The 20441-nt window shown below is 56.5% G+C and carries 18 protein-coding genes; 10 read left to right on the top strand and 8 right to left on the bottom strand.

The annotated features are described in order from the left end of the window. The first annotated feature begins 55 nt into the window (after nucleotides 1-55). Nucleotides 56-2494 carry a penicillin acylase family protein gene (locus BM029_RS15825; protein WP_092437601.1) on the top strand — a complete coding sequence of 813 codons (2439 nt, stop codon included), beginning with the start codon at nucleotides 56-58 and terminating at the stop codon, nucleotides 2492-2494. Nucleotides 2495-2539: 45 nt separating this feature from the next. Here BM029_RS15825 and BM029_RS15820 read toward each other — a convergent pair whose 3' ends face one another. The 4 genes from BM029_RS15820 to ugpB form a co-directional block, all read right to left on the bottom strand. Beyond that, complete coding sequence (locus BM029_RS15820; protein ID WP_092437599.1) at nucleotides 2540-3619, bottom strand: sn-glycerol-3-phosphate import ATP-binding protein UgpC; 1080 nt, start codon at nucleotides 3617-3619, stop codon at nucleotides 2540-2542. A gap of 1 nt (nucleotide 3620) precedes the next feature. Further along, a complete protein-coding gene (ugpE, locus tag BM029_RS15815) occupies nucleotides 3621-4472 on the bottom strand; it encodes a sn-glycerol-3-phosphate ABC transporter permease UgpE (RefSeq protein WP_092437597.1) in 852 nt (283 codons plus the stop codon). A 33-nt stretch (nucleotides 4473-4505) separates the two neighbouring features. After that, the gene (ugpA, locus tag BM029_RS15810; RefSeq protein ID WP_092437595.1) at nucleotides 4506-5390 is read right to left on the bottom strand and encodes a sn-glycerol-3-phosphate ABC transporter permease UgpA; all 885 of its coding nucleotides are present in this window, start codon (nucleotides 5388-5390) and stop codon (nucleotides 4506-4508) included. Between the two features lie 175 nt (nucleotides 5391-5565). Then, nucleotides 5566-6879, bottom strand: coding sequence for a sn-glycerol-3-phosphate ABC transporter substrate-binding protein UgpB (gene ugpB / locus BM029_RS15805; protein ID WP_092437631.1), 1314 nt, complete (start codon nucleotides 6877-6879; stop codon nucleotides 5566-5568). A 354-nt stretch (nucleotides 6880-7233) separates the two neighbouring features. On the opposite strand from ugpB, the gene BM029_RS15800 reads away from it, so the two are divergent. From BM029_RS15800 to BM029_RS15785, 4 genes are read left to right on the top strand one after another with little or no spacing between them, the layout of a single operon-like run. Further along, on the top strand, nucleotides 7234-8373 hold the full coding sequence (locus BM029_RS15800; RefSeq protein WP_092437593.1) for an acyl-CoA dehydrogenase family protein: 1140 nt from the start codon (nucleotides 7234-7236) through the stop codon (nucleotides 8371-8373). Nucleotides 8374-8424: 51 nt separating this feature from the next. Beyond that, entirely contained in the window at nucleotides 8425-9345 is a 921-nt protein-coding gene (locus BM029_RS15795) for an SDR family oxidoreductase (RefSeq protein ID WP_092437591.1), read from the top strand. A gap of 6 nt (nucleotides 9346-9351) precedes the next feature. After that, nucleotides 9352-10518 carry a CaiB/BaiF CoA transferase family protein gene (locus BM029_RS15790; protein ID WP_092437589.1) on the top strand — a complete coding sequence of 389 codons (1167 nt, stop codon included), beginning with the start codon at nucleotides 9352-9354 and terminating at the stop codon, nucleotides 10516-10518. Nucleotides 10519-10549: 31 nt separating this feature from the next. Beyond that, the gene (locus BM029_RS15785) at nucleotides 10550-10867 is read left to right on the top strand and encodes an SCP2 sterol-binding domain-containing protein (RefSeq protein ID WP_092437587.1); all 318 of its coding nucleotides are present in this window, start codon (nucleotides 10550-10552) and stop codon (nucleotides 10865-10867) included. 58 nt (nucleotides 10868-10925) lie between these two features. Here the strand turns inward: BM029_RS15785 and BM029_RS15780 are convergent, their stop codons facing one another. After that, nucleotides 10926-13058 carry a 3-hydroxyacyl-CoA dehydrogenase NAD-binding domain-containing protein gene (locus BM029_RS15780; protein ID WP_092437585.1) on the bottom strand — a complete coding sequence of 711 codons (2133 nt, stop codon included), beginning with the start codon at nucleotides 13056-13058 and terminating at the stop codon, nucleotides 10926-10928. Between the two features lie 13 nt (nucleotides 13059-13071). Continuing rightward, nucleotides 13072-14277: an acetyl-CoA C-acetyltransferase gene (locus BM029_RS15775; RefSeq protein WP_092437583.1), complete on the bottom strand. Its 1206-nt coding sequence runs from the start codon at nucleotides 14275-14277 to the stop codon at nucleotides 13072-13074. A gap of 202 nt (nucleotides 14278-14479) precedes the next feature. On the opposite strand from BM029_RS15775, the gene BM029_RS15770 reads away from it, so the two are divergent. Continuing rightward, a complete protein-coding gene (locus BM029_RS15770; RefSeq protein ID WP_244545082.1) occupies nucleotides 14480-15103 on the top strand; it encodes a TetR/AcrR family transcriptional regulator in 624 nt (207 codons plus the stop codon). A gap of 251 nt (nucleotides 15104-15354) precedes the next feature. Here the strand turns inward: BM029_RS15770 and sodB are convergent, their stop codons facing one another. Together sodB and xseA are read right to left on the bottom strand one after the other, a co-directional pair. After that, on the bottom strand, nucleotides 15355-15933 hold the full coding sequence (gene sodB / locus BM029_RS15765; protein WP_092437581.1) for a superoxide dismutase [Fe]: 579 nt from the start codon (nucleotides 15931-15933) through the stop codon (nucleotides 15355-15357). A gap of 169 nt (nucleotides 15934-16102) precedes the next feature. Next, complete coding sequence (gene xseA, locus BM029_RS15760) at nucleotides 16103-17464, bottom strand: exodeoxyribonuclease VII large subunit (protein WP_092437579.1); 1362 nt, start codon at nucleotides 17462-17464, stop codon at nucleotides 16103-16105. A gap of 694 nt (nucleotides 17465-18158) precedes the next feature. On the opposite strand from xseA, the gene BM029_RS15755 reads away from it, so the two are divergent. The 4 genes from BM029_RS15755 to BM029_RS15740 are packed head-to-tail and all read left to right on the top strand — an operon-like array spanning nucleotide 18159 to nucleotide 20436. Next, entirely contained in the window at nucleotides 18159-18764 is a 606-nt protein-coding gene (locus BM029_RS15755; protein WP_092437628.1) for a MotA/TolQ/ExbB proton channel family protein, read from the top strand. Between the two features lie 2 nt (nucleotides 18765-18766). Next, on the top strand, nucleotides 18767-19210 hold the full coding sequence (locus BM029_RS15750) for an ExbD/TolR family protein (protein ID WP_092437577.1): 444 nt from the start codon (nucleotides 18767-18769) through the stop codon (nucleotides 19208-19210). Further along, nucleotides 19197-20261: a tetraacyldisaccharide 4'-kinase gene (lpxK, locus tag BM029_RS15745; RefSeq protein WP_244545081.1), complete on the top strand. Its 1065-nt coding sequence runs from the start codon at nucleotides 19197-19199 to the stop codon at nucleotides 20259-20261. The genes BM029_RS15750 and lpxK overlap by 14 nt, the downstream gene beginning before the upstream one ends. Beyond that, on the top strand, nucleotides 20242-20436 hold the full coding sequence (locus BM029_RS15740; protein WP_092413468.1) for a Trm112 family protein: 195 nt from the start codon (nucleotides 20242-20244) through the stop codon (nucleotides 20434-20436). The genes lpxK and BM029_RS15740 overlap by 20 nt, the downstream gene beginning before the upstream one ends. Nucleotides 20437-20441: the final 5 nt, after the last annotated feature.

Raw genomic sequence — 20441 nt, 5'->3', positions numbered from 1 at the left:
GTGCCTGGCAATAGTTGATTTGTAAATAAATAAAATACAAAAGAGACGAGGGCTTATGCAACGACCGCTATTTCCGCCATATTCCGGGTTTGCCCCGTATGCGACGGCATTGGTGCTGCTGCTGGCAGTAACTTCTAGCCAGGCCAGGGACGTGCTGCAAGTTCCGGCGCCGACGGTTACCTTCAAGATAGCAGGTTTGAAGAAACCTGCAGAAATCCTGGTAGACCAATGGGGTGTGCCGCACATATACGCTGCGAATCAGGATGATGCCTTTTTTGTCCAGGGTTTCAATGCGGCCCGCGATCGCTTGTTCCAGATCGATTTGTGGCGTCGGCGTGGCCTGGGGCAACTGGCGCAGGTATTCGGTCCCACCTATATCCAGCAAGACCGTGCCGCCAGGCTGTTTCTATACCGCGGCGACATGCTGCGCGAGTGGCAATCCTACGGCCCGCATGCACAGCACGTCGCGGATGCTTTCGTTGCCGGTATCAATGCCTATGTCGATTACGTCAATGCCCATCCGGATAAATTGCCGTTCGAGTTCAAGCAACTGGGCTATGCGCCGGCCCGATGGCAGGCGGAAGATGTGGTTCGCATCCGCAGCCACGGCCTGACACGCAATCTGACCAGTGAAGTGGCGCGTGCCAACGTCGCTTGCAAAGCCGGTCTTAAATCCGATGAAATCCGCGTCGGCTTGACGCCGAAATGGGAGACGGTGATACCCGACGGACTGGATCCTTGCCTGCCGAAAGATTTGCTGAAAGTATTCCAGCTCGCCACCCAGGGCGTGAAGATCACTAAAGACAGCTTGCACAGCGCGCAGAGCGATGCCGTGGTGATTGCCGCCGCGGAGAATCCGGAAGAGGTTGCGGAAGGCAGCAACAATTGGGTAATCGCGCCGGCAAAATCCGCCACCGGCCGCGCCATCATGGCGAACGATCCGCATCGCGCGTATTCGACGCCGTCCTTGCGCTACATTGCCCATATCAATGCGCCGGGATTGAATGTCATCGGCGCCGGCGAACCCGCATTGCCAGGTATTTCGATCGGGCACAACGGCAGCATTGCCTTCGGTCTGACGATTTTCAATATCGACCAGGAAGATTTGTACGTCTACCAGATCAATCCTGAGCACGCGGATCAGTATAAATACCAAGGTAAATGGGAGCCGTTCAAGGTCATCACGGAACAAATCCAGGTCAAGGGTGCGACGCCGGTTAATGCCGAGCTGACATTCAGCCGGCATGGCCCGGTAATTTTTGTCGAGCCGGGGAAAAATCGTGCCTTCGCGGTGCGTTCCGGCTGGCTGGAGCCCGGCATGTCGCCTTATTTCGGCAGCATAGAGTACATGCGCGCCAGGAATTTTGCCCAGTTCAAGCATTCCTTGCTGCATTGGGGCGCGCCGACCGAGAACCAGGTGTATGCCGATACCAAGGGCAATATCGGTTGGGTGCCGGGTGGGCTGGCGCCGATTCGTCCTGACTGGGATGGCTTGCTGCCGGTGCCCGGCGACGGCCGTTACGAATGGGCCGGCTTCTGGTCTGGCGAACAGCTGCCGTCCAGTTACAACCCGAAGCAAGGCTGGTTCGCATCCGCCAATCAAATGAATTTGCCTGAGAATTACCCCTACCGCGAACGCAAGCTGGGTTTTGAGTGGACCAATAATTCGCGTTTCACGCGCATCAGCGAGGTGTTGTCGTCACTGGGTAAAGTCTCGCTGGAAGATTCCATGCGTCTGCAAAATGACGATCTGTCGATTCCCGCCAGGCGTCTGATGACGTTGTTGAAACCGTTATCTTCCAGCGACGCGCAGACCCAGGCAGCGCTGAACGTATTTACCGGCTGGGATTTCGTCGAGCGCGCGGATTCGCCGCAGGCGGCCCTGTTTGAAGTCTGGCTCTCGCGTCATTTGGGTAAAGCTTTCAAGGACGCGGTGTTGAGCCCGGCCGCGGTCAAGGCAATGGGCGAGCCGGATGTTGCTGTAATGCTGGATAACCTGGAGCAGCCAGCGCAGCGTTTCGGCCCTGACGCGATGCACAAGCGCGACCAGCTATTGCTGACCAGCTTGAGCGAGGCTTATGCCGAGCTGGAAAAATTGCAAGGCAGCGACGCCAGCCAATGGCAATGGGGCAAGCTGCATCACAACCTGATGGAACATCCCCTGGCCGCCGCAGTGGACGACGCCACCCGCGCAAAATTGAATGTCGGACCCATGCCCACTCATGGCGGCGCTTACTCTCCCAATCAATCGACTTATCGCAGCAGCGATTTCCTGCAAACCAACGGCCCTTCGTTCCGGGTGGTGGTCGATGTCGGCAACTGGGATAACTCGCGGGCGGTAAATTCACCTGGGCAATCGGGTGATCCGGATAGTCCGCATTATCGCGATCTGGCCGACAAGTGGCTGAAGGGGGAGTATTTCCCGTTGCTATATTCCCGTGCGGCGGTGGAGAAAGCAACGGTGGAGCGGATTCGGTTGCAGCCGGGCAATTGAGATCGCAGGCAGATGGCAACAAGGGCGCTGATCAGCGCCCTTGTTTTATCCAAGCTCGATACGTTGCGTGGTCTGCGAATTAAACCAGTGCAAAGCTGCCGGGTCAAAGCCGGCAGTGATTTTCTGTCCGGCCTCGACTGCAGTCGCAGCCGGTACGCGCATCACCAACAGCTGATCTCCGATCGATGCATGCACCAGCAGATCGGCGCCGAGCGCTTCGACCAGTTCCGCACGCATCGTCAAGCCAGGCTGGCCGAAGATCAACTGCTCCGGACGCAGACCCATGATGCAATCATGGCCGGCGATGGCGTTGTGGATAAACGGCAGCTTGATGGCGTCGGCGTTGGCTAGCGCGAAGCTGCCGCCGTCTTCCGCCAGGCGCCCCTGCAACAGGTTCATCGGCGGCGAGCCTATAAAACTGGCGACAAAGGTAGTAGCCGGTTTTGCATAGACCTGGGCCGGCGTGCCGATTTGTTCGGCACGGCCGCCATTCATGACGATCATGCGCTGGCCCAGGGTCATGGCTTCAACCTGGTCATGTGTGACGTACAAACTGGTAGTGCCCAGCGTGCGATGCAGTTTCTGGATTTCCAGGCGCATCTGCACACGCAGTTTGGCATCCAGGTTGGATAGCGGCTCGTCGAACAGGAATACTGCTGGCTCGCGCACGATCGCGCGTCCCATCGCCACCCGCTGGCGCTGGCCCCCGGACAATTGGCGTGGCGTACGCTGGAGCAGGGCGCCGAGCTCCAGGATCTTGGCCGCCTTTTGCACGCGGGTCTCGATGTCGTCCTTACTCAGGCCGCGGATCTTCAAGCCGTAAGCCATGTTCTCGTACACGCTCATGTGCGGATACAGCGCATAGTTCTGGAACACCATGGCGATGTCGCGGTCTTTCGGCTCCAGCTTGTTGACCACGCGGTCGCCGATGACGATGTCGCCGGAAGTGATGTCTTCCAGTCCTGCCACCATGCGTAGCAGGGTTGATTTGCCGCAGCCGGAAGGGCCCACCATGACAATGAATTCGCCATCGGCGATATCGATCGAAATGCCGTGGATGACATCGACCGCCTTGGGGGCCTTGCCGTAGGTTTTCTTGACGTTCTCTAGGTGTACTTTTGCCATATCACTTCTCGGAATCAACCAATCCTTTCACGAACCACTTTTGCATCACCACCACTACCAGGCCGGGCGGCAGCATCGCCAATACCAAAGTGGCCATCACCATATTCCATTCCACCGCCGAATCGCCGCCTGTAATCAAGGTCTTGATGCCGATACCGATCGGGTACATGTCCTGGTTGGTGGCGATCATCAGCGGCCACAGATACTGGTTCCAGCCATAGATGAACATGATCACGAACAGCGCGATGATATTGGTGCGCGACAGCGGCCAGATCACATCCTTGAAAAACCGCAGCGGCCCGGCGCCATCGATGCGCGCCGCCTCCGCCAGTTCATCCGGAACGGTCAGGAAGAATTGACGGAACAGGAAGGTAGCGGTGGCCGATGCGATCAGCGGTATGGTCAGGCCGGCGTAGGTATTCAGCATGCCGAAATCGGATACCACCTGATAGGTCGGCGTGATACGTACTTCCACCGGCAGCATCAAGGTCAGGAAAATCATCCAGAAGAAGAACGAGCGCCCGGGAAAGCGGAAATACACCATGGCGAATGCCGACAGCATGGAAATCGAAATCTTGCCGATAGCGATCGCCAGCGCCGAGATCAGGCTCACCATCAGCATGCGCGCCACCGGCGGCGCTGAGACATTGCCGGACGCACCCTTGGTCAATAGCGCGCTGTAGTTTTCGATAAAGTGCGTACCGGGCAGCAGGGACATGGGCGCAGCTGCCGCCTGTTCTGCCGTTTGCGTACTGGCGACGAAAGCTACGTAAAGCGGAAAGGCGATGATGATGACGCCCAGGAGCAGCACCAGGTGGCTGATCATGTCGAGGATTGGACGGCGCTCAATCATGTGGGTCTTTCAGTGCATTTTCGGTAAGGATCTTCATGCGTACTGGACTTTCTTTTCAACATACTTGAATTGCACCACGGTGAGCACGATGACGATGGTCATCAGGATCACCGACTGCGCCGCGGCGCTACCCAGATCGCCGCCCTTGAAGCCGTCGAGGAATACCTTGTAGACCAGGATCTCGGTATCCTTGCCAGGACCGCCCTGGGTGGTGGCTTCGATAATCGCGAAGGTGTCGAAAAAGGCGTAGACGATATTCACCACCAGCAGGAAGAAGGTGGTTGGCGACAGCAACGGAAAAACAATAGTCGCAAAACGCTTTACTGGTCCTGCGCCGTCAATGGCAGCGGCTTCGATCAGCGATTTCGGTATCGATTGCAGTCCGGCCAGGAAGAACAGGAAGTTGTAGCTGACCTGTTTCCAGACGGCTGCGATCACGATCAGGATCATGGCGTGGCGGCCGTTCAAGACGTGATTCCAGTCGATGCCGATGTAATGCAACCAGTGGGAGATAATCCCCAGCGTCGGGCTCAGCATGAACATCCACAGCACGCCGACCACCACCGGTGATACCGCATACGGCCAGATCAGGAAGGTTTTGTAGATTGCCGCGCCTTTGATCACCCGATCGGCGAAGGCGGCCAGGATCAGCGATATCGACAGGCCAAGTACCGCCACCAGTACCGAGAACACGGCGGTGGTCTTGAAGGAGCCGAGGTAATTGCTATCGGCGAACAGTGCGCGGAAATTATCGAACCAGACGAATTCCGAATAGCCGCCGAAAGCATCTTGCAGCAGCATCGACTGATACAGGGCTTGCACCGCCGGCCAGACGAAGAATAACAGGGTGACAATGATCTGCGGCGCCACCAGGGCATAGGGCAGCCAGGCAGACTTGAAGCGAGCGCGTTTTTCCACGATGGGACTTTCTATCGTCCGCGGCGATGCGGGATTTCAGGGTGAGACGAAACTGCAACTTCGTAGGGTGGCACTTATGTCCACGCGCAAACCAGAACTTGAACGTATATTTCACTTGGCTAACGCGTGGGCAAAAAACTTGCCCACCCTACCTGACTGCTTAATTATCTGGCGGTTACTTGTTTGTTTTCTCGAAACGTTCCAGCAGCAGGTTACCGCGTTCCACTGCTGTATCCAAAGCCTGCTTGGGCGTAATCTTGCCGGTCCAGACGTTTTCCAACTCTTCGTCGATGATGGTACGGATCTGCGGCATGTTGCCGAGACGGATACCGCGCGACTTGTCGGTCGTTTTGGTGATCATCTGCTTGACTGCAACGTCGGTGCCTGGATTGCGATCGTAGAAACCGGATTTGCGGGTGATTTCGTAAGCGGCGAGGGTGGTCGGCAGATAGCCGGTTTCCTGATGCCATTCGGCCTGCACTTCCGGCTGCGACAAGAACTTGAAGAACTTGGCCACGCCCTTGTAATCCTCGGTTTTCTTGCCGCCCATGACCCACAGCGAAGCGCCGCCGATCATGGTGTTTTGCGGCGCGCCCGGGACGTCGTTGTAATACGGCAGGGTAGCGATACCAAACTTGAATTTGGAATTTTTCGCGATATCCGCATAGCTGGAAGACGAACCGGTCAGCATGCCGCATTCGCCGGAATAAAATTTCGAGGTCGCTTCATCCTTGCGGCCGGCATAAGTGAACAAGCCTTGCTTGGCCCAGTTGGCCAGGTTCTGGATATGCTTGACGTGCAATGGGCTGTTGAACTTGAGGCGGGTATCGAGGCCGTCGAAGCCATTATTTTTGGACGCGAATTCGACGTTATGCCAGGTCGAGAACGATTCCAGTTCGACCCATGACTGCCAGGTCGTGGTGTAGCTGCACTTGGCGCCGCTGGCTTTCAGCTTGGCGGCGTCGGCCGCGAGCTCGGTCCAGGTGACTGGCGGCTTGTTCGGATCGAGGCCGGCCTTGGCAAACATGTCCTTGTTATAGAACATGATGGTGGTCGAGCTGTTGAATGGCAGAGACAACAAACCGGCACCCTTTGGCGCGGCATAGTAGCCGCCGATGGCTGGTACGTAGGCCGCCGGGTTGAACGGTTCGCCGGCCAGCTTCATGACTTCCGACACCGGTTTGATGGCGCCCTTGGAATACATCATGGTGGCGGTGCCGACTTCGAATACCTGCAATATATCGGGGGCGTTGCCGGCGCGGTACGCAGCGGTTGCCGCAGCCATGGCTTCGTCGTAGGCGCCCTTGTACACCGGGACCACCTTGTATTCGGTCTGACTCTTGTTGAATTCATCGGCCAGACCGTTGACGCGATCGCCGAGAGCGCCGGCCATGGAATGCCACCAGGATATCTCGGTGGTTGCATGGGCTGAAATACTCATGGTCGCCAGCGTGCAGGCGATGGCAAGTGCTTTGAATTTCAATTTCATCAGGGCCCCCGTAAAATTTTTTATGGTAGCGAATCGATATGACGACCGCATGACAGCAATCGCCTCGCTATAAAGCCGGATTCTATAGGTGACCTTGCGGGCGGCGCAATGTTTGTTTTCCATTGCACAATCAATGTAGCCGTGCAGACGTTGTCTGTCGCCAACCTTGGTTGGATGTGAGTGGATTTACATATCGCCATAAGTGTAATTAAAATTACCTTTGGTTCGAGGCAGGTCTCTAGCTTTCATTTTGAAAATCGGTGTATTCTAAAACACCATAATCCCAGGTTATTTTTGACCTGGAAAAGATGTAGATGTAAATTAAATTACACTATAAAAATATCAGGAGACGCTGTGATCCCACGCCAGTTATTCAATTCAGACCATGAAGAGTTCAGACAAAGTTTGCGTCGCTTTCTGCAGGCCGAGGTGTTGCCGCGTCACGCGGCATGGGAAGAGCAAGGCTTTGTCGATCGTGATATCTGGCAGCGCGCCGGCGAACTAGGTTTCCTGTGCACCAATATGCCGGAAAACTATGGCGGCTCCGGTGTCGACCGCAAATTCAGCACCATCGTGCTGGAAGAACTGGCAAGCAGCAACGCCTCGGGCATTGGCTGGCCACTGCACTCCGACATCGTCGCGCCTTACCTGCTGCGCTACGGCAGCGAAGAGTTGAAGCAAGCCTGGCTGCCGAAGATGGCCGCCGGCACGGTGATCACGGCGATCGCGATGACAGAACCCGGCACCGGATCGGATTTGCAGGCGATACAAACCACGGCGCTCGAAGATGGCGACGACTACGTCGTCAACGGCTCCAAGATATTCATCACCAACGGCTATAACAGCGACATGGTGGTGGTGGCGGTCAAGGTCGGCGACAAGGCCCGCGGCGCCAAGAATGTATCGTTGCTGGTGATCGAAGCCGACCGGCCCGGTTTCAGCAAAGGCAAACCGTTGAAGAAGATCGGCATGAAGGCCCAGGATACCTGCGAGCTGTTCTTTGAGAATGTGAGGGTCCCGAAGAGCAATATCATTGGCCAGGTCGGCGCCGGTTTCACCATGCTGATGCAGGAGCTGGCCTGGGAGCGGTTGCTGATTGCGATCACTTCGGTGGCCAATGCCGAAGCGATGCTCACCGCGACTATCGAGTACACGCGCGACAGGCAGGCCTTCGGCCGTACGGTGTCGTCGTTTCAGAACACGCGCTTCAAGCTGGCCGAGATGAAAACCGAATTGCAGATCGCCCGTGTGTTTGTCGATCGTTGCGTCGAGTTGGAAGTGGCAGGTGAGTTGCGGGTCGATGCCGCTGCCGCTGCCAAGTACTGGTGCTCCGATTTGCAGGGGAAAGTACTGGACCAGTGCCTGCAATTGCATGGCGGTTACGGCTTCATGCAAGAATATGCGATCGCGCGCGCTTATATCGATGCCCGTGCCCAGCGCATTTATGGCGGCACCAATGAAATCATGAAAGAGATTATTTCCCGGTCGATATGAAACCGGGTTTTTCGACCTTCAATAAATATCTTAAATAATAAAGACATAGTTATGGACAATGAATTGCGTTACGACGGCCGCGTGGCGATTATCACCGGTGCCGGCAACGGCTTGGGACGGGTACACGCTTTGCTGCTGGGAGCGCGTGGCGCCAAGGTGGTGGTGAATGACCTGGGCGGTGATGTTCATGGCGGCGGCAAGTCCAGTGCGGCTGCCGACCAGGTGGTGGCAGAGATCAACGCGGCCGGCGGCATCGCTGTCGCCAACTATGACTCAGTGGAAGACGGTACCCGCATCGTGCAGACTGCCCTCGATCATTTTGGCGGTATCGACATCGTGATCAACAATGCCGGCATTTTGCGCGACAGCAGTTTCGCCAAGATGACAGCGGATGACTGGGACCTGATCTATCGGGTTCACGTACTCGGCGCTTTCCGCGTCACCCATGCAGCCTGGCCGCATATGCGCAATAAAGGTTTCGGCCGCATCGTCATGACCACCTCGGCTGCGGGGATCTACGGCAATTTCGGTCAAGCCAACTACAGCATGGCGAAGATGGGTTTGATCGGCATGGCGAATACGCTGGCGATTGAAGGCGCCGCCAAAAACGTGCTGGTCAACACGATTGCACCGCTGGCCGGTTCGCGTATCTCGGAAACGGTGATGCCGCCGCAAATGCTGGAGGCGCTCAAGCCCGAGTATGTCGCACCGCTGGCAGCGTATCTATGTCACGAAAGCTGCAAGGAGAATGGCAGCTTGTTCGAAGTCGGCGCCGGTTTCCACGCCAAGCTGCGTTGGCAGCGCACACAAGGCCACCATTTCCAGGGGCAGGCTTTCGGGCCCGAGGAGGTGGCAGAAAAATGGCAACAGATTGGCGATTTCGATGACGTCAGCTATCCCAAGAGCATAGGCGAGTCGTTGATGTCCATCGTGCAGGGCGTCGGTTCTCCATTCGGTCAGGGCAAGCCTTGATCCGCAATGGCTAATCCGCTTTTGTCCGGCATCCGGGTGCTTGATCTGACCCGTTTGCTGCCCGGACCTTTCTGCAGCTTTTACCTGGCCCAACTGGGAGCCGAGGTCATCAAGCTGGAAGAGCCGCAAGGCGGTGACTACGCCCGCGCGCTGGCGCCGGAATTATTCACTCTGCTCAATCGCGGCAAACAGTCGGTTACCCTGGATTTACGGCAACCTGAAGCTGTCGCAATTCTAAAAAAAATGGCAACGCGGGCCGACGTTCTGATCGAATCATTCCGGCCTGGCGTGATGGATAAACTGGGGTGCGGCTATCAGGACTTGAAGCTGGTCAATCCGCGCCTGGTCTACGCAGCATTGACTGGTTATGGGCAGACCGGCCCTTATAAAGACCGGGCCGGTCATGACATGAATTATTGCGCCTATGCCGGCTTGCTGGATCAAACCGGCGCTGCCGACGGCGCGCCGGTGCTGTCGAATTTCCAAAGCGCGGACCTGGCCGGCGGCGCCTTGACCTGCGCCCTCGGCATTCTGGCTGCAGTGATAGGCGCGCGTGCCTCGGGGCAGGGCGCCATGGTCGATGTCGGCATGCTTGACGGCACGCTGGCGCTGCAGACGTTATCGCTGGCCACCATCCGCAAACTCGGCGAGAGCAGCGCACGCGGCAACGACATGTTGAGTGGTGGCCTGGCTAACTACAGCATCTATGCCTGCGCCGATGGCAAGCACGTTGCAATGGCGGCATTGGAACCTAAATTCTTTCTCAATTTCTGTAATGCGGTCGGACGCCCCGACCTGACCGCCATGCCATTGGCGCCCGACACACAGCAGTCGCGGCCGGCAGGCGCAACCCTGAGGGTTGCTCTGAGCGAATTGTTCAAGACGCGATCGCGTGATGAATGGGAAATGCTGCTGGCGGATCGCGACTGCTGCGTGTCGGGCATTTACACGCCGCAGGAAGCGCTGGACAATCCGCAAGTCAAGGCGCGCGGTTTGATCCGGATGGAAGATGGTAAGCCTTTGTCGGATTTGCCGATCAAGTTCAGCGATGCACCGGGTGCCAGCAGCAGCGGCGACTGTCCGGCATTGGGAGCGGATACTTTCAACGTGCTGGCGGAGCTGGGATTGGATGAAGCCGCGTTGGCGGCATTGTCCGCCAGCGGTGCGATTTGAAACAGATTTTTAATTAATCAGAGGAAATGAAATGACAGTCAACGACATCATCAAACTCATGCCGTCAGGCTTGAATACGGTTGCCGCAGCGGATATGGAAAAAAGCATTCAATTCGATATTTCGAACCCGATGTACCTGCTGATCGATCACGGAACTTGCTCCGCGCATGAAGGCGTGCTCGATACCGCAGACGTGGCGCTGACGATGGCGGATGAAGATTTGAAGGCGTTGCTCAAAGGGGAGTTGAACGGCGCGATGGCGTTCATGAGCGGTAAGCTGAAATTGAAGGGAGACCTGATGCTCGCCCAGAAGATTCCTGCTTTGTTTGATGCCAGCAAGATTGCCTGAGTAGTTGCAGCTCCGGCGCTGCGGCTCTTCACCGGTATCGATGAAGAGCCGCATCATGTTACTCGAAGTGTTTGCCCTGTTCCGCCATTTTCACCAATATTGCCGCCGGCGCGAAATAGCTGCCGAATTGCGCTGAAAGCTGATTCGCCCGTTTCACAAAATTGGCGACGCCATAAGCGTTGATGTATTGCAGTGCGCCGCCTTGAAATGGTGCAAAGCCCCAGCCGAAGATGCTGCCGATATTAGTGTCGGCGACAGTCAGCACCACCTTTTCCTCGTAGCATTTGGCCGCTTCATTGGCCTGCACAAACATCAAGCGTTCGATCAAGTCTTTTTGCGGCAACTGTGTTGCAGCGAGTGGAAAGGCTTGCTGCAAACCGGGCCACAGATGCTTGCTTTCATTCTCGGGATAATCGTAAAATCCTTTGCCGGCTTTTTTCCCTTTGCGATCTAGTTGCTTTACCATTTTTTCCAGCCCCGCATCAGCCGGATGGCCGGCAAAGGGCTTGCCTGCTTTCGCGAAATCCTTGCGCGTCTGTTCCAGGATGTGGAACGACAAGGACAAACTGACTTCGTCATGCACCGCCAGCGGGCCAACCGGCATGCCGGCCTGCAAACCTGCCATTTCGATGGCGCGCGGGTGCTGGCCTTCCATCAGCAGTTGCAACCCTTCCATCACATAAGTGCCAAATACCCGCGAGGTGTAAAAACCGCGCGAGTCGTTGACCACGATCGGGGTTTTCTTTATCTGCTGCACATAATCGAAACCGCGTGCCAAGGTCTGCTGGCTGGTATGCTGGCCGACGATGATTTCAACCAGCGGCATCTTGTCTACCGGTGAAAAGAAGTGCAAACCGATGAAATTTTCCGGCCGGACGCTGGCTTGCGCCAGGCCGGTAATCGGCAAGGTTGAGGTATTCGATGCAAACACCGCGTCCGCATTGATCAACGCCTCGGTTTTTCGGGTGACCTCCGCCTTGATCTGACGATCTTCAAAGACGGCTTCGATAATCAGGTCGCAGCTCGCCAGATCGTTGAAATCCGCGGTCGGCTTGATACGGCTCAGGAAAATTTCCTTGCCTTCCGCAGTTTGCTGCTTGCGCCGGATCGCCTTGTCCAGCAGTTTGCCGGAGTAGTCCTTGCCGTTTTCCGCGGTTGCCATGCTGTTATCCAGCAGCACCACTTCTATACCTGCCTTGGCCGAGGCGTAAGCAATGCCGGCGCCCATCATCCCCGCACCAAGTATCCCGACCTTGCGGACTTTGGACGGCGCAATGCCTTCCGGGCGCGACTTGCCCTTGTTGATGGCGTTGAGCTGGAACCACAGCGTACCGATCATGTTCTTGGCGACTGGCGACAAGGCGCAGTTGACGAAGTAGCGCGATTCGATTTCGCAGCCGGTGTCGAAATCGACAATGCCGCCTTCAAACACGCAGCTCATGATGTTGGTAGCAGCCGGATAGTTGCCGTAGGTCTTGGCGCTTGCCATCGAGGGCGCGATGGCCCACAGCTGGCCGTTGCCCGGGCTTCTTGAATCGCCGCCGGGCCAGCGGAATTTCTTGTCGTCCCACGGCTGCTTTGCCTTTGGATTGGCAAGGCACCAAGCTTTGGCTTTTGCCAGCAGATCTTCTTTATCGCTAGCCAGCTCTTGCACGATTCCTTGTTGCAGCGCTTCTTCGGCGCGTAGTTCCTTACCTTCCAGCATCAGCTGCAATGCGCTCTGGATGCCGATCATGCGTGGCAAGCGCTGCGTGCCGCCGCCCCCCGGCAGCAGGCCAAGTTTCACTTCGGGCAGGCCGAATTTGGCTTTCGGATTATTGATGGCGATGCGGTAATGGCAGGCCAACGCCAGTTCCAGGCCACCGCCCAGCGCGGTGCCGTTGAGTGCCGCCACTACTGGCCGGCCGCACAGTTCAAGGCGACGCAGGAAACCCTTGAATTCCTGCACCATGTCGAAAGCGGTTTCCGCTTCAGTGATTTGAAACAGCTTTTCAATGTCGGCGCCGGCGACGAAATCCGCCTTGCCCGAAGTGATGACGACGCCGACGATAGCGGGATCTGCTTCAATACTGGCAATCGCGTCCATGAACGGTTTGGTCAGCGCTTCGTTCAAGACATTCATCGAACGTCCAGGCATGTCGAGGGTCAGTGTGACGATATTGTCCGCATCTTTTTGGAAATTTACACTCATTATCTGGCTCTCGTTAAATTCGTTCGATGATGGTGGCGATGCCCATGCCGCCGCCGACGCACAGCGAGATCAAGGCTGTCGCCTTGCCGCTGCGTTCCAGCTCGTCCAGCGCGGTGCCGAGAATCATGGCGCCGGTAGCGCCCAGCGGATGGCCCATGGCGATGGAACCGCCGTTGACGTTGACCCGGGATGGATCAATATCGAGATCACGGACAGCGCGCATGACAACCGCGGCAAACGCTTCATTGATTTCAAACAGATCGATATCCTTTGCCGCCATCTTGGCCTTGGCCAGCGCTTTGCGCGCGGCCGGGGCTATGCCGGTCAGCATGATGGTCGGCTCCGAACCGGTGACGGCGGTGGCGACGATCCTGGCACGTGGCTTCAATCCCAGTTTATGGCCGGTCTCTTTGCTGCCGACCAGCACCAGCGCGGCGCCATCGACAATGCCGGAAGAATTACCTGCATGATGGACATGGTTGATCTTTTCGACAGTGGTGTATTTACGCAACGCCGTCGCATCGAAGCCCATCTGGCCGATTTGTTCGAAAGCCGGTTTCAGAGCCGCCAGGTTTTCTATCGTGGTTTGCGCGCGGATGTACTCGTCATGATCCAATATCACCATGCCATTCAAATCCTTGATCGCAATCAGGGATTTATTGAAGCGGCCTTCGGCGCGGGCACGCGCAGCTTTCTGTTGCGATTGCAGGGCAAAATTATCGACATCGCTGCGTGAAAAGTTTTCCAGCGTCGCGATCAGGTCGGCGCCTATGCCTTGCGGTGCAAAGCCGATGATCTGGTTGACGCGTGGATCCATGAACCAGGCTCCGCCGTCCGAGCCCATGGCCCAGCGCGACATGCTTTCAACGCCGCCAGCCACCACCAGTTGTTCCTGGCCTGACATGACTTTCATTGCCGCCAGATTGACGGACTCCAGGCCCGAGGCGCAAAACCGCGATTGCGTCACGCCCGGCACCGACTGGTCCCAGCCGGCATACAGTACCGCGGTACGGGCAATGTCCGCACCTTGTTCGCCGACCGGCGTCACGCAGCCGAGCACCACGTCATCGACCTGCGAAGTATCAAGGTGGTTGCGCTGTTCCAGTGCTTGCAGCAACTGGGCCAGCAGGTTGACCGGTGTTACCTGGTGCAGGCTGCCGTCTTTCTTGCCCTTGCCGCGCGGGGTCCGTACGGAATCGAAAATATAGGCTTCAGTCATAGTGTCTCCGGCTTGTATGTTCTGGTAATTAAAATTACACTTTGCTTGGTGTCTGGTGCATACTGATTACCCACTGTAATTAAAGCCATGGCCAGCGTCAATTGGTAACTCACTCTAAACCGGCCTGTCGAATTGGGTATGACAGACATGTAATACAAGTGTGTAATATTCGTTACACATATATCATAATCACAATAAACCCATGTCATCGGAAAAACAGAAAATCGTGCTGGACCGCGCCTTGCTCAAGCCTCTGATCAGAGAGAAGATCGAGAGCGCAGTGCTGGATTTATTTTCAGAGCGCGAATTCCATAGCGTCAGTTTCGGCGAGATCGCCAGCGCCGCCAGCGTCTCTCTGCAGACAATTTATAAATACTACGGCAGCAAGGAGGCGCTGCTGTTCGCCTGCCTGGAAACCTGGCTGGGCATATTGGCGTCGCGCATGCTCGATCACTTGCAGGGTATCGAGAGTTGCCAGGACAAATTGCGCAAGGTGTTCTGGGTGGTGCTGGATTTTTTCGACCGTAATCCCAAGGTGAGTCAGCTCATCATGAGTTCGCTGCAGATCAGCGCATGGGGGCGTGACCGTACGTTCCGGCAGCCGGAAATGATGGAAGTATTGATGAAGACCTTGACCGACGGCCGCGCGCAAGGCGTGTTGACTGACGAGGCGGATGAAAAAATCCTGCTGGATTATTTCATCGGCATCCTGGAGCGACTGGTGCATATGCATACGATGCGCGGCGAAAAGGAGCCGCTGGCGTTGCAGGCGAATGCGCTGTTCAAGATGCTGTGGCGGGCGATCGCCAGGCCGGAGCAGGTTTAAGCAAATCCGCGTTGCGGATAAAAGAAAGAAGTAGGGTGGGCACGCCTTTGTGCCCACGCGTGAACTCACGCCACGCACATGCATCTATTTCCGTGCCGCGAGGGTCTGTACTCCGGTTATTGCGGTCACGCGTGGGCACAAAGGCGTGCCCACCCTACGGATAAAAAAATAGCGCCGGCTGTAAAGCTGGCGCTATTTTCATAAGTGACGTCGATCAGTTCTCAATCGACGTTAACCGTAACAAATTTGTCTTAAGCAAAATTCTTCGAAGCAAATTCCCAGTTCGCCAATGCCCAGAATGCTTCCAGGTATTTTGGACGGGCGTTGCGGTAGTCGATGTAGTAAGCATGTTCCCATACGTCGACAGTGATCAGCGGCTTAGCGTCGGTGGTCAGCGGTGTGGCGGCGTTGGAAGTCGACACCAGGCCGAGCGAACCGTCAGCATTCTTTACCAGCCAGGCCCAGCCTGAACCGAAAGTACCGACTGCAGTCTTGGTCAGTTCTTCCTTGAACTTGTCGAACGAACCCCACTTGGCGTTGATTGCATCTGCCAGTGCGCCGGTTGGTGCGCCGCCGCCTTGTGGCGACAGGCTGTTCCAGTAGAAAGTGTGGTTCCAGACTTGTGCTGCATTGTTGAAAATGCCGCCGGAAGATTTCTTGACGATATCTTCCAGTGATGCGTTTTCGAATTCTGTGCCAGGAACCAGGTTGTTCAGGTTAGTCACATAGGTCTGGTGATGCTTACCGTAGTGAAATTCCAGGGTTTCCTTGGAGATGTGTGGAGCCAATGCATCCAGATCGTACGGGAGGGGCGGGAGTGTGTGTGCCATATTGTGTCCTATAGTTTTATTGGGATTACAAAGAAGCTGTTGCCTATACATCTAGTGAAAATAAACAGTTTCCAGGGAACGGCTATTGTAAAGCGCTTAGCTGATCCATGCAGCATGCTTGCGAATTCTTCTTGCCCTTACTTTCTTATACCATTATTACTAATCAGTCTTAACCGAGCGTAGCCTGCACACTGTCGATACCGACCTTGGCGCTGCCTTCAGCCAATTGCACCGTGACGACATGGCGCGGCTGCAACGCTTGCGGCGCACGGATCACGTGACCCTTGGCATCGGAGATGATGGCATAGCCGCGCTCCAGTGTGCGTTGCGGATTGAGCAGTTCCAGCTGCGCATTCAGTGCCGCCAGCGCCTGGCGTCCATGCCGGCTTTGCATCGCCATGGCGCCACTAAGGCGCCGGCTTTGTTCCAGCAAAGCAATCTGTGGCGCCGCGGTGCTGGGGATTTGTGCAGCCAGTCGGGTGCGCAGGTTGAGCAGCGCGTAGCGTGATTGCGTCAGCGGGATGCGTGTGGCGTGCAGCAACCTGGCTTGCAGGCTTTGCAGCTTGACTCGTTCATGGGCGATGGTGGTTGCCGGGCTGGTAAGGCGACGGCTTAGCCAGTCCAGGGTTTGGCTGGCTTCGCCGAGCTGGCGCCGTAAGGCGCGTGTCAGGTCATCGGCATGCGTCTCCAGCGTTGCCAGCCAGTCGGCGCGCGGCACGGTTGCCAGTTCAGCTGCAGCAGTGGGAGTGGCGGCGCGCAAGTCGGCGGCAAAATCGGCAATCGTGAAATCGGTTTCGTGGCCGACACCGGAAATCACCGGCATCGGCGCGGCGACAATGGCGCGTGCTACCGCTTCGTCGTTGAACGACCACAGGTCTTCGATACTGCCGCCGCCGCGGCATACCAGCAGCAGCTCGCATTCGGCGCGTTCGGCAGCAATATTGATGGCGCGCGCGATTTTTTCTGCCGCGCCGTCGCCTTGCACGGGTGTTGGATACAGGATCACCCGCACATGCGGTGCGCGCCGCGCCAGTGCGCTCAAGATGTCACGCAACGCCGCCGCCTGCAGGCTGGTGACAATGCCGATACAGCGCGCGAATTGCGGCAGCGGCCGTTTGCGGGCCGGATCGAACAGGCCTTCCGCATTCAGTTTCTCTTTCAGGCGCAAGAACGCTTCATACAGATTGCCGACCCCGGCGCGCCGGATCGCTTCGACGTTGAGCTGGTAGTCGCCACGTGCTGCATACAGCGTTACCAGCGCCCGCACTTCAACCTTGTCGCCGTCGCGCGGCGTGAAGCCGGCATGCTGGGCACGGCCCTTGAACATCACGCCACGCACTTGCGCCGCGTCGTCCTTCAGCGTGAAATACCAGTGGCCGGAGGCATAGCTTTTGAAATTCGATATCTCGCCCGAGACCCAGGCCAGCGGGAAACTGCGTTCCAGCATGCGCGCAACAGCTTGATTCAAGGCGGAGACAGTGAGTACTGGCGGTCCGCTGGAATGGTTGTCGCTGGTGCTGGAAAAATTCATACGGGCTTTCAAGGAGTCTTTATTTGCGTGTGATCATTTGCGTGTGATTATCGCGAGTGATTCGGCCGAGCGTTGACATTGTAAAGCACGGTCGCTGAACATCAATGGAAAAGCGAAACAAATCAAAGGCTTGCCTAGATTGCAGTGCGCTTGCGCACAAGCTTATCCACATAATCTGTGGGTAACTATGGAAACGCGCGGGCTTGTGGATATCCGCAGGCCGGGCCATGATAAAACGACCATGAAAGATGAAAAAAAATGCTGCCGCTATCTGTAAAAGGCTGTTTCAGGCGCATTTCAAGCGATCCGCAACAGTAGCGAAAAGGTGTTTCCAATCAAGGACTTCGTGTGATTCAAGTGTGCTTGTACACAAAGTTATCCCCAAAATCTGTGGAGAACTTTTGCCGCGCATCGTCGGCAAAGCCTGCACGTTTTTGATGCAGCATGAAAAAAACCTTTGAAATCATGGACTTCACTGATGAGTTAAGTACTTGTCCACAATCTTGTTCACATAATTTGTGTGGAACTCGGCGCCGCACTTGATGGCAGTGAAATCAACCGTAAAAAATTTCCACTCCGCAACGCTACTCGCGCTTGCTCACAAGCCTTCAACAAGTTACATTCTGCATCCATGCTGATGAACCCCTCATCGGCATTTGTCGATATTGAATGCGATTTCACCAAGGAGTTTCTTTTGTTTGCCATTATTCAAGCTGCGGGCTGGCCGATCTGGTTTTTGTTAATTGCCTCCGTCATTGCCACCGCATTGATTATCGAACGTCTGGTTTATCTACGCCGGCCGCGCATTTTGCCGCCGCAGTTACTGCAAGAAGTGATACGGGTTTATCACAACGGCAAGATCAATACTGAAGTTCTTACCAATCTGGAAACCAATTCGCCACTGGGACGGGTGCTGGCTGCCGGCCTGCGTAACGTCGACGCGCCGCGCGACCTGATGAAAGAGTCGATTGAAGAAGCCGGCCAGGCCACGGCACATGAACTGGAACGTTTCCTGACCACGCTCGGCACCATTGCCTCGCTGGCGCCGTTGATGGGTTTGTTCGGCACCGTGGTTGGCATGATCGAAATTTTTGGCGCAACCAATGGCGCCGGCGCCGATCCTGCACAACTTGGCCATGGCATTTCGGTTTCCCTGTACAACACCGGTTTCGGCCTGGCGATTGCCATGCCGGCACTGATTTTCTATCGCCATTTCCGGGCGTTGGTGGATAGCTTCGTCGTGGATATGGAGCAGCAGGCGGTAAAATTTGTCGATACTGTTCACGGCGCGCGTAAATAAACATGAACTTTCGTAAAGGCAAGGGTCGCGAGGACCCCGAAATCAACCTGATTCCGTTTATCGACGTACTGCTGGTGATCGTGATTTTCCTGATGGTCACCACCAGCTACAGCAAATTCACTGCGCTGCAAATTACCTTGCCGACTGCCGATGCCGACAAGGCCATGGTGCAGCCGCTGGAAATCAACGTGGCAGTCAATCCGCAGGGGCAATACGCAGTCAACAATGTGCAGGTGTCGTCGAAAGATGCGGCCTCATTGGCGCTAGATCTGAAGAATGCTGCGCAGGCCGGCAGTGAGTCTGGCCAATCGAAAGGCGACCCGGTGGTAATCATCAACGCCGACGCCATGGCGACCCACCAGACCGTGATCAATGTACTGGAAGCCGCGCGTCTGGCTGGTTTCGACAAGATCACGTTTGCTGCGCAAACTAGTGGCCACAAATAAATCTTCGCTTGAATCGACGCTGAGCGCGGCCTGGCAACGGCGCGGTCTGCTGGCATGTCTGTTGTGGCCGCTGTCGCTCTTGTTCGGCCTGGTGGCGACACTGCGGCGCCGTTTGTATGCAGCCGGCTGGCAAGCCAGTACCCGCTTGCCGGTACCGGTGATCGTGGTCGGCAATATTTTTGTCGGCGGCACCGGCAAGACACCGCTGACGATCTGGCTGGTGCAAGCGTTGCGGGAAGCTGGCTACGTGCCCGGCGTGATCTCGCGCGGTTATGCTGCGCAGTCCGGCGCCGGACAACCCGCTATACGCCATGTGAGCGAAACATCGCTGGCGGCCGAAGTGGGGGACGAGCCTTTGTTGATTGCCGGCCGCGCGCAGTGTCCTTTGGTGGTGGGCCGCGATCGGGTGGCCGCCGCCAAGGCCTTGTTGCAGGCGCATCCCGAGGTTAATCTGATTCTGTCGGACGATGGATTGCAACATTATCGTCTGCAACGAGATATCGAAATCGTCCTGTTCGATGCGCGCGGTGTCGGCAACGGCTGGCTGCTGCCGGCCGGTCCCTTGCGTGAACCGCCTTCGCGCCGGCGTGATTTTACGGTGGTGAATGCCGCCACCATTCCAGCCTCGATGCCGGCTTCGACCGTCCGCATGCAGCTGGTTGGCGAGCAGGCGGTGCAGCTTGGCGATGCGAACCAGGTGAGGGCGCTGGCCAGCCTGCGGGAACCTGCCTTGCGGATTACCGCCGCTGCCGGCATCGGTAATCCGCAACGGTTTTTTTCGATGCTGACCGCGGCCGGATTGGTATTTGAGACACTGGCCTTGCCTGATCATCATGATTTTTCCGACAACCCATTTGCGGCGCTGCAGGCAGAGCTCATCCTGATTACGGAAAAGGATGCAGTAAAATGTCGGCAAATAGAGGCGATCAGGAACGATCCGAGAATCTGGGTCGTTCCCGTGACGGCTCAGATCGACGCTGCGCTGTCTCATCAAATACAGCATCAAATACATCAAATTCTGGAGAAACTCCGTGGACACCCAACTGCTTGACATCCTGGTTTGCCCGATCTGCAAAGGGCCGCTGCATTACGACAAGAAAGCACAGGAACTGATTTGCAACGCCGACAAGCTGGCCTATCCGATCCGCGACGGCATCCCTATCATGTGGGCCGATCAGGCGCGTGACCTGACCAGTCCGGCTGCAGATGCGGCGCCGGCAGCATAAGCGGC

The sequence above is a fragment of the Collimonas sp. OK607 genome, assembly GCF_900111995.1.
Taxonomy (GTDB): domain Bacteria; phylum Pseudomonadota; class Gammaproteobacteria; order Burkholderiales; family Burkholderiaceae_D; genus Collimonas.
Note: the sequence above shows the minus strand (reverse complement) of the source record. Positions and strands in the feature narration are given on the sequence as shown.

What these genes read in the sequence shown, in the direction of transcription:
- BM029_RS15785 (WP_092437587.1), top strand. Translation starts at nt 10,550, where the DNA reads ATGACAGTCAACGACATCATCAAACTCATGCCGTCAGGCTTGAATACG.
- xseA (WP_092437579.1), bottom strand. Translation starts at nt 17,464, where the DNA reads ATGAATTTTTCCAGCACCAGCGACAACCATTCCAGCGGACCGCCAGTA.
- BM029_RS15770 (WP_244545082.1), top strand. Translation starts at nt 14,480, where the DNA reads ATGTCATCGGAAAAACAGAAAATCGTGCTGGACCGCGCCTTGCTCAAG.
- ugpE (WP_092437597.1), bottom strand. Translation starts at nt 4,472, where the DNA reads ATGATTGAGCGCCGTCCAATCCTCGACATGATCAGCCACCTGGTGCTG.
- BM029_RS15820 (WP_092437599.1), bottom strand. Translation starts at nt 3,619, where the DNA reads ATGGCAAAAGTACACCTAGAGAACGTCAAGAAAACCTACGGCAAGGCC.
- BM029_RS15825 (WP_092437601.1), top strand. Translation starts at nt 56, where the DNA reads ATGCAACGACCGCTATTTCCGCCATATTCCGGGTTTGCCCCGTATGCG.
- BM029_RS15795 (WP_092437591.1), top strand. Translation starts at nt 8,425, where the DNA reads ATGGACAATGAATTGCGTTACGACGGCCGCGTGGCGATTATCACCGGT.
- BM029_RS15750 (WP_092437577.1), top strand. Translation starts at nt 18,767, where the DNA reads ATGAACTTTCGTAAAGGCAAGGGTCGCGAGGACCCCGAAATCAACCTG.
- ugpB (WP_092437631.1), bottom strand. Translation starts at nt 6,879, where the DNA reads ATGAAATTGAAATTCAAAGCACTTGCCATCGCCTGCACGCTGGCGACC.
- sodB (WP_092437581.1), bottom strand. Translation starts at nt 15,933, where the DNA reads ATGGCACACACACTCCCGCCCCTCCCGTACGATCTGGATGCATTGGCT.
- BM029_RS15780 (WP_092437585.1), bottom strand. Translation starts at nt 13,058, where the DNA reads ATGAGTGTAAATTTCCAAAAAGATGCGGACAATATCGTCACACTGACC.
- BM029_RS15790 (WP_092437589.1), top strand. Translation starts at nt 9,352, where the DNA reads ATGGCTAATCCGCTTTTGTCCGGCATCCGGGTGCTTGATCTGACCCGT.
- BM029_RS15775 (WP_092437583.1), bottom strand. Translation starts at nt 14,277, where the DNA reads ATGACTGAAGCCTATATTTTCGATTCCGTACGGACCCCGCGCGGCAAG.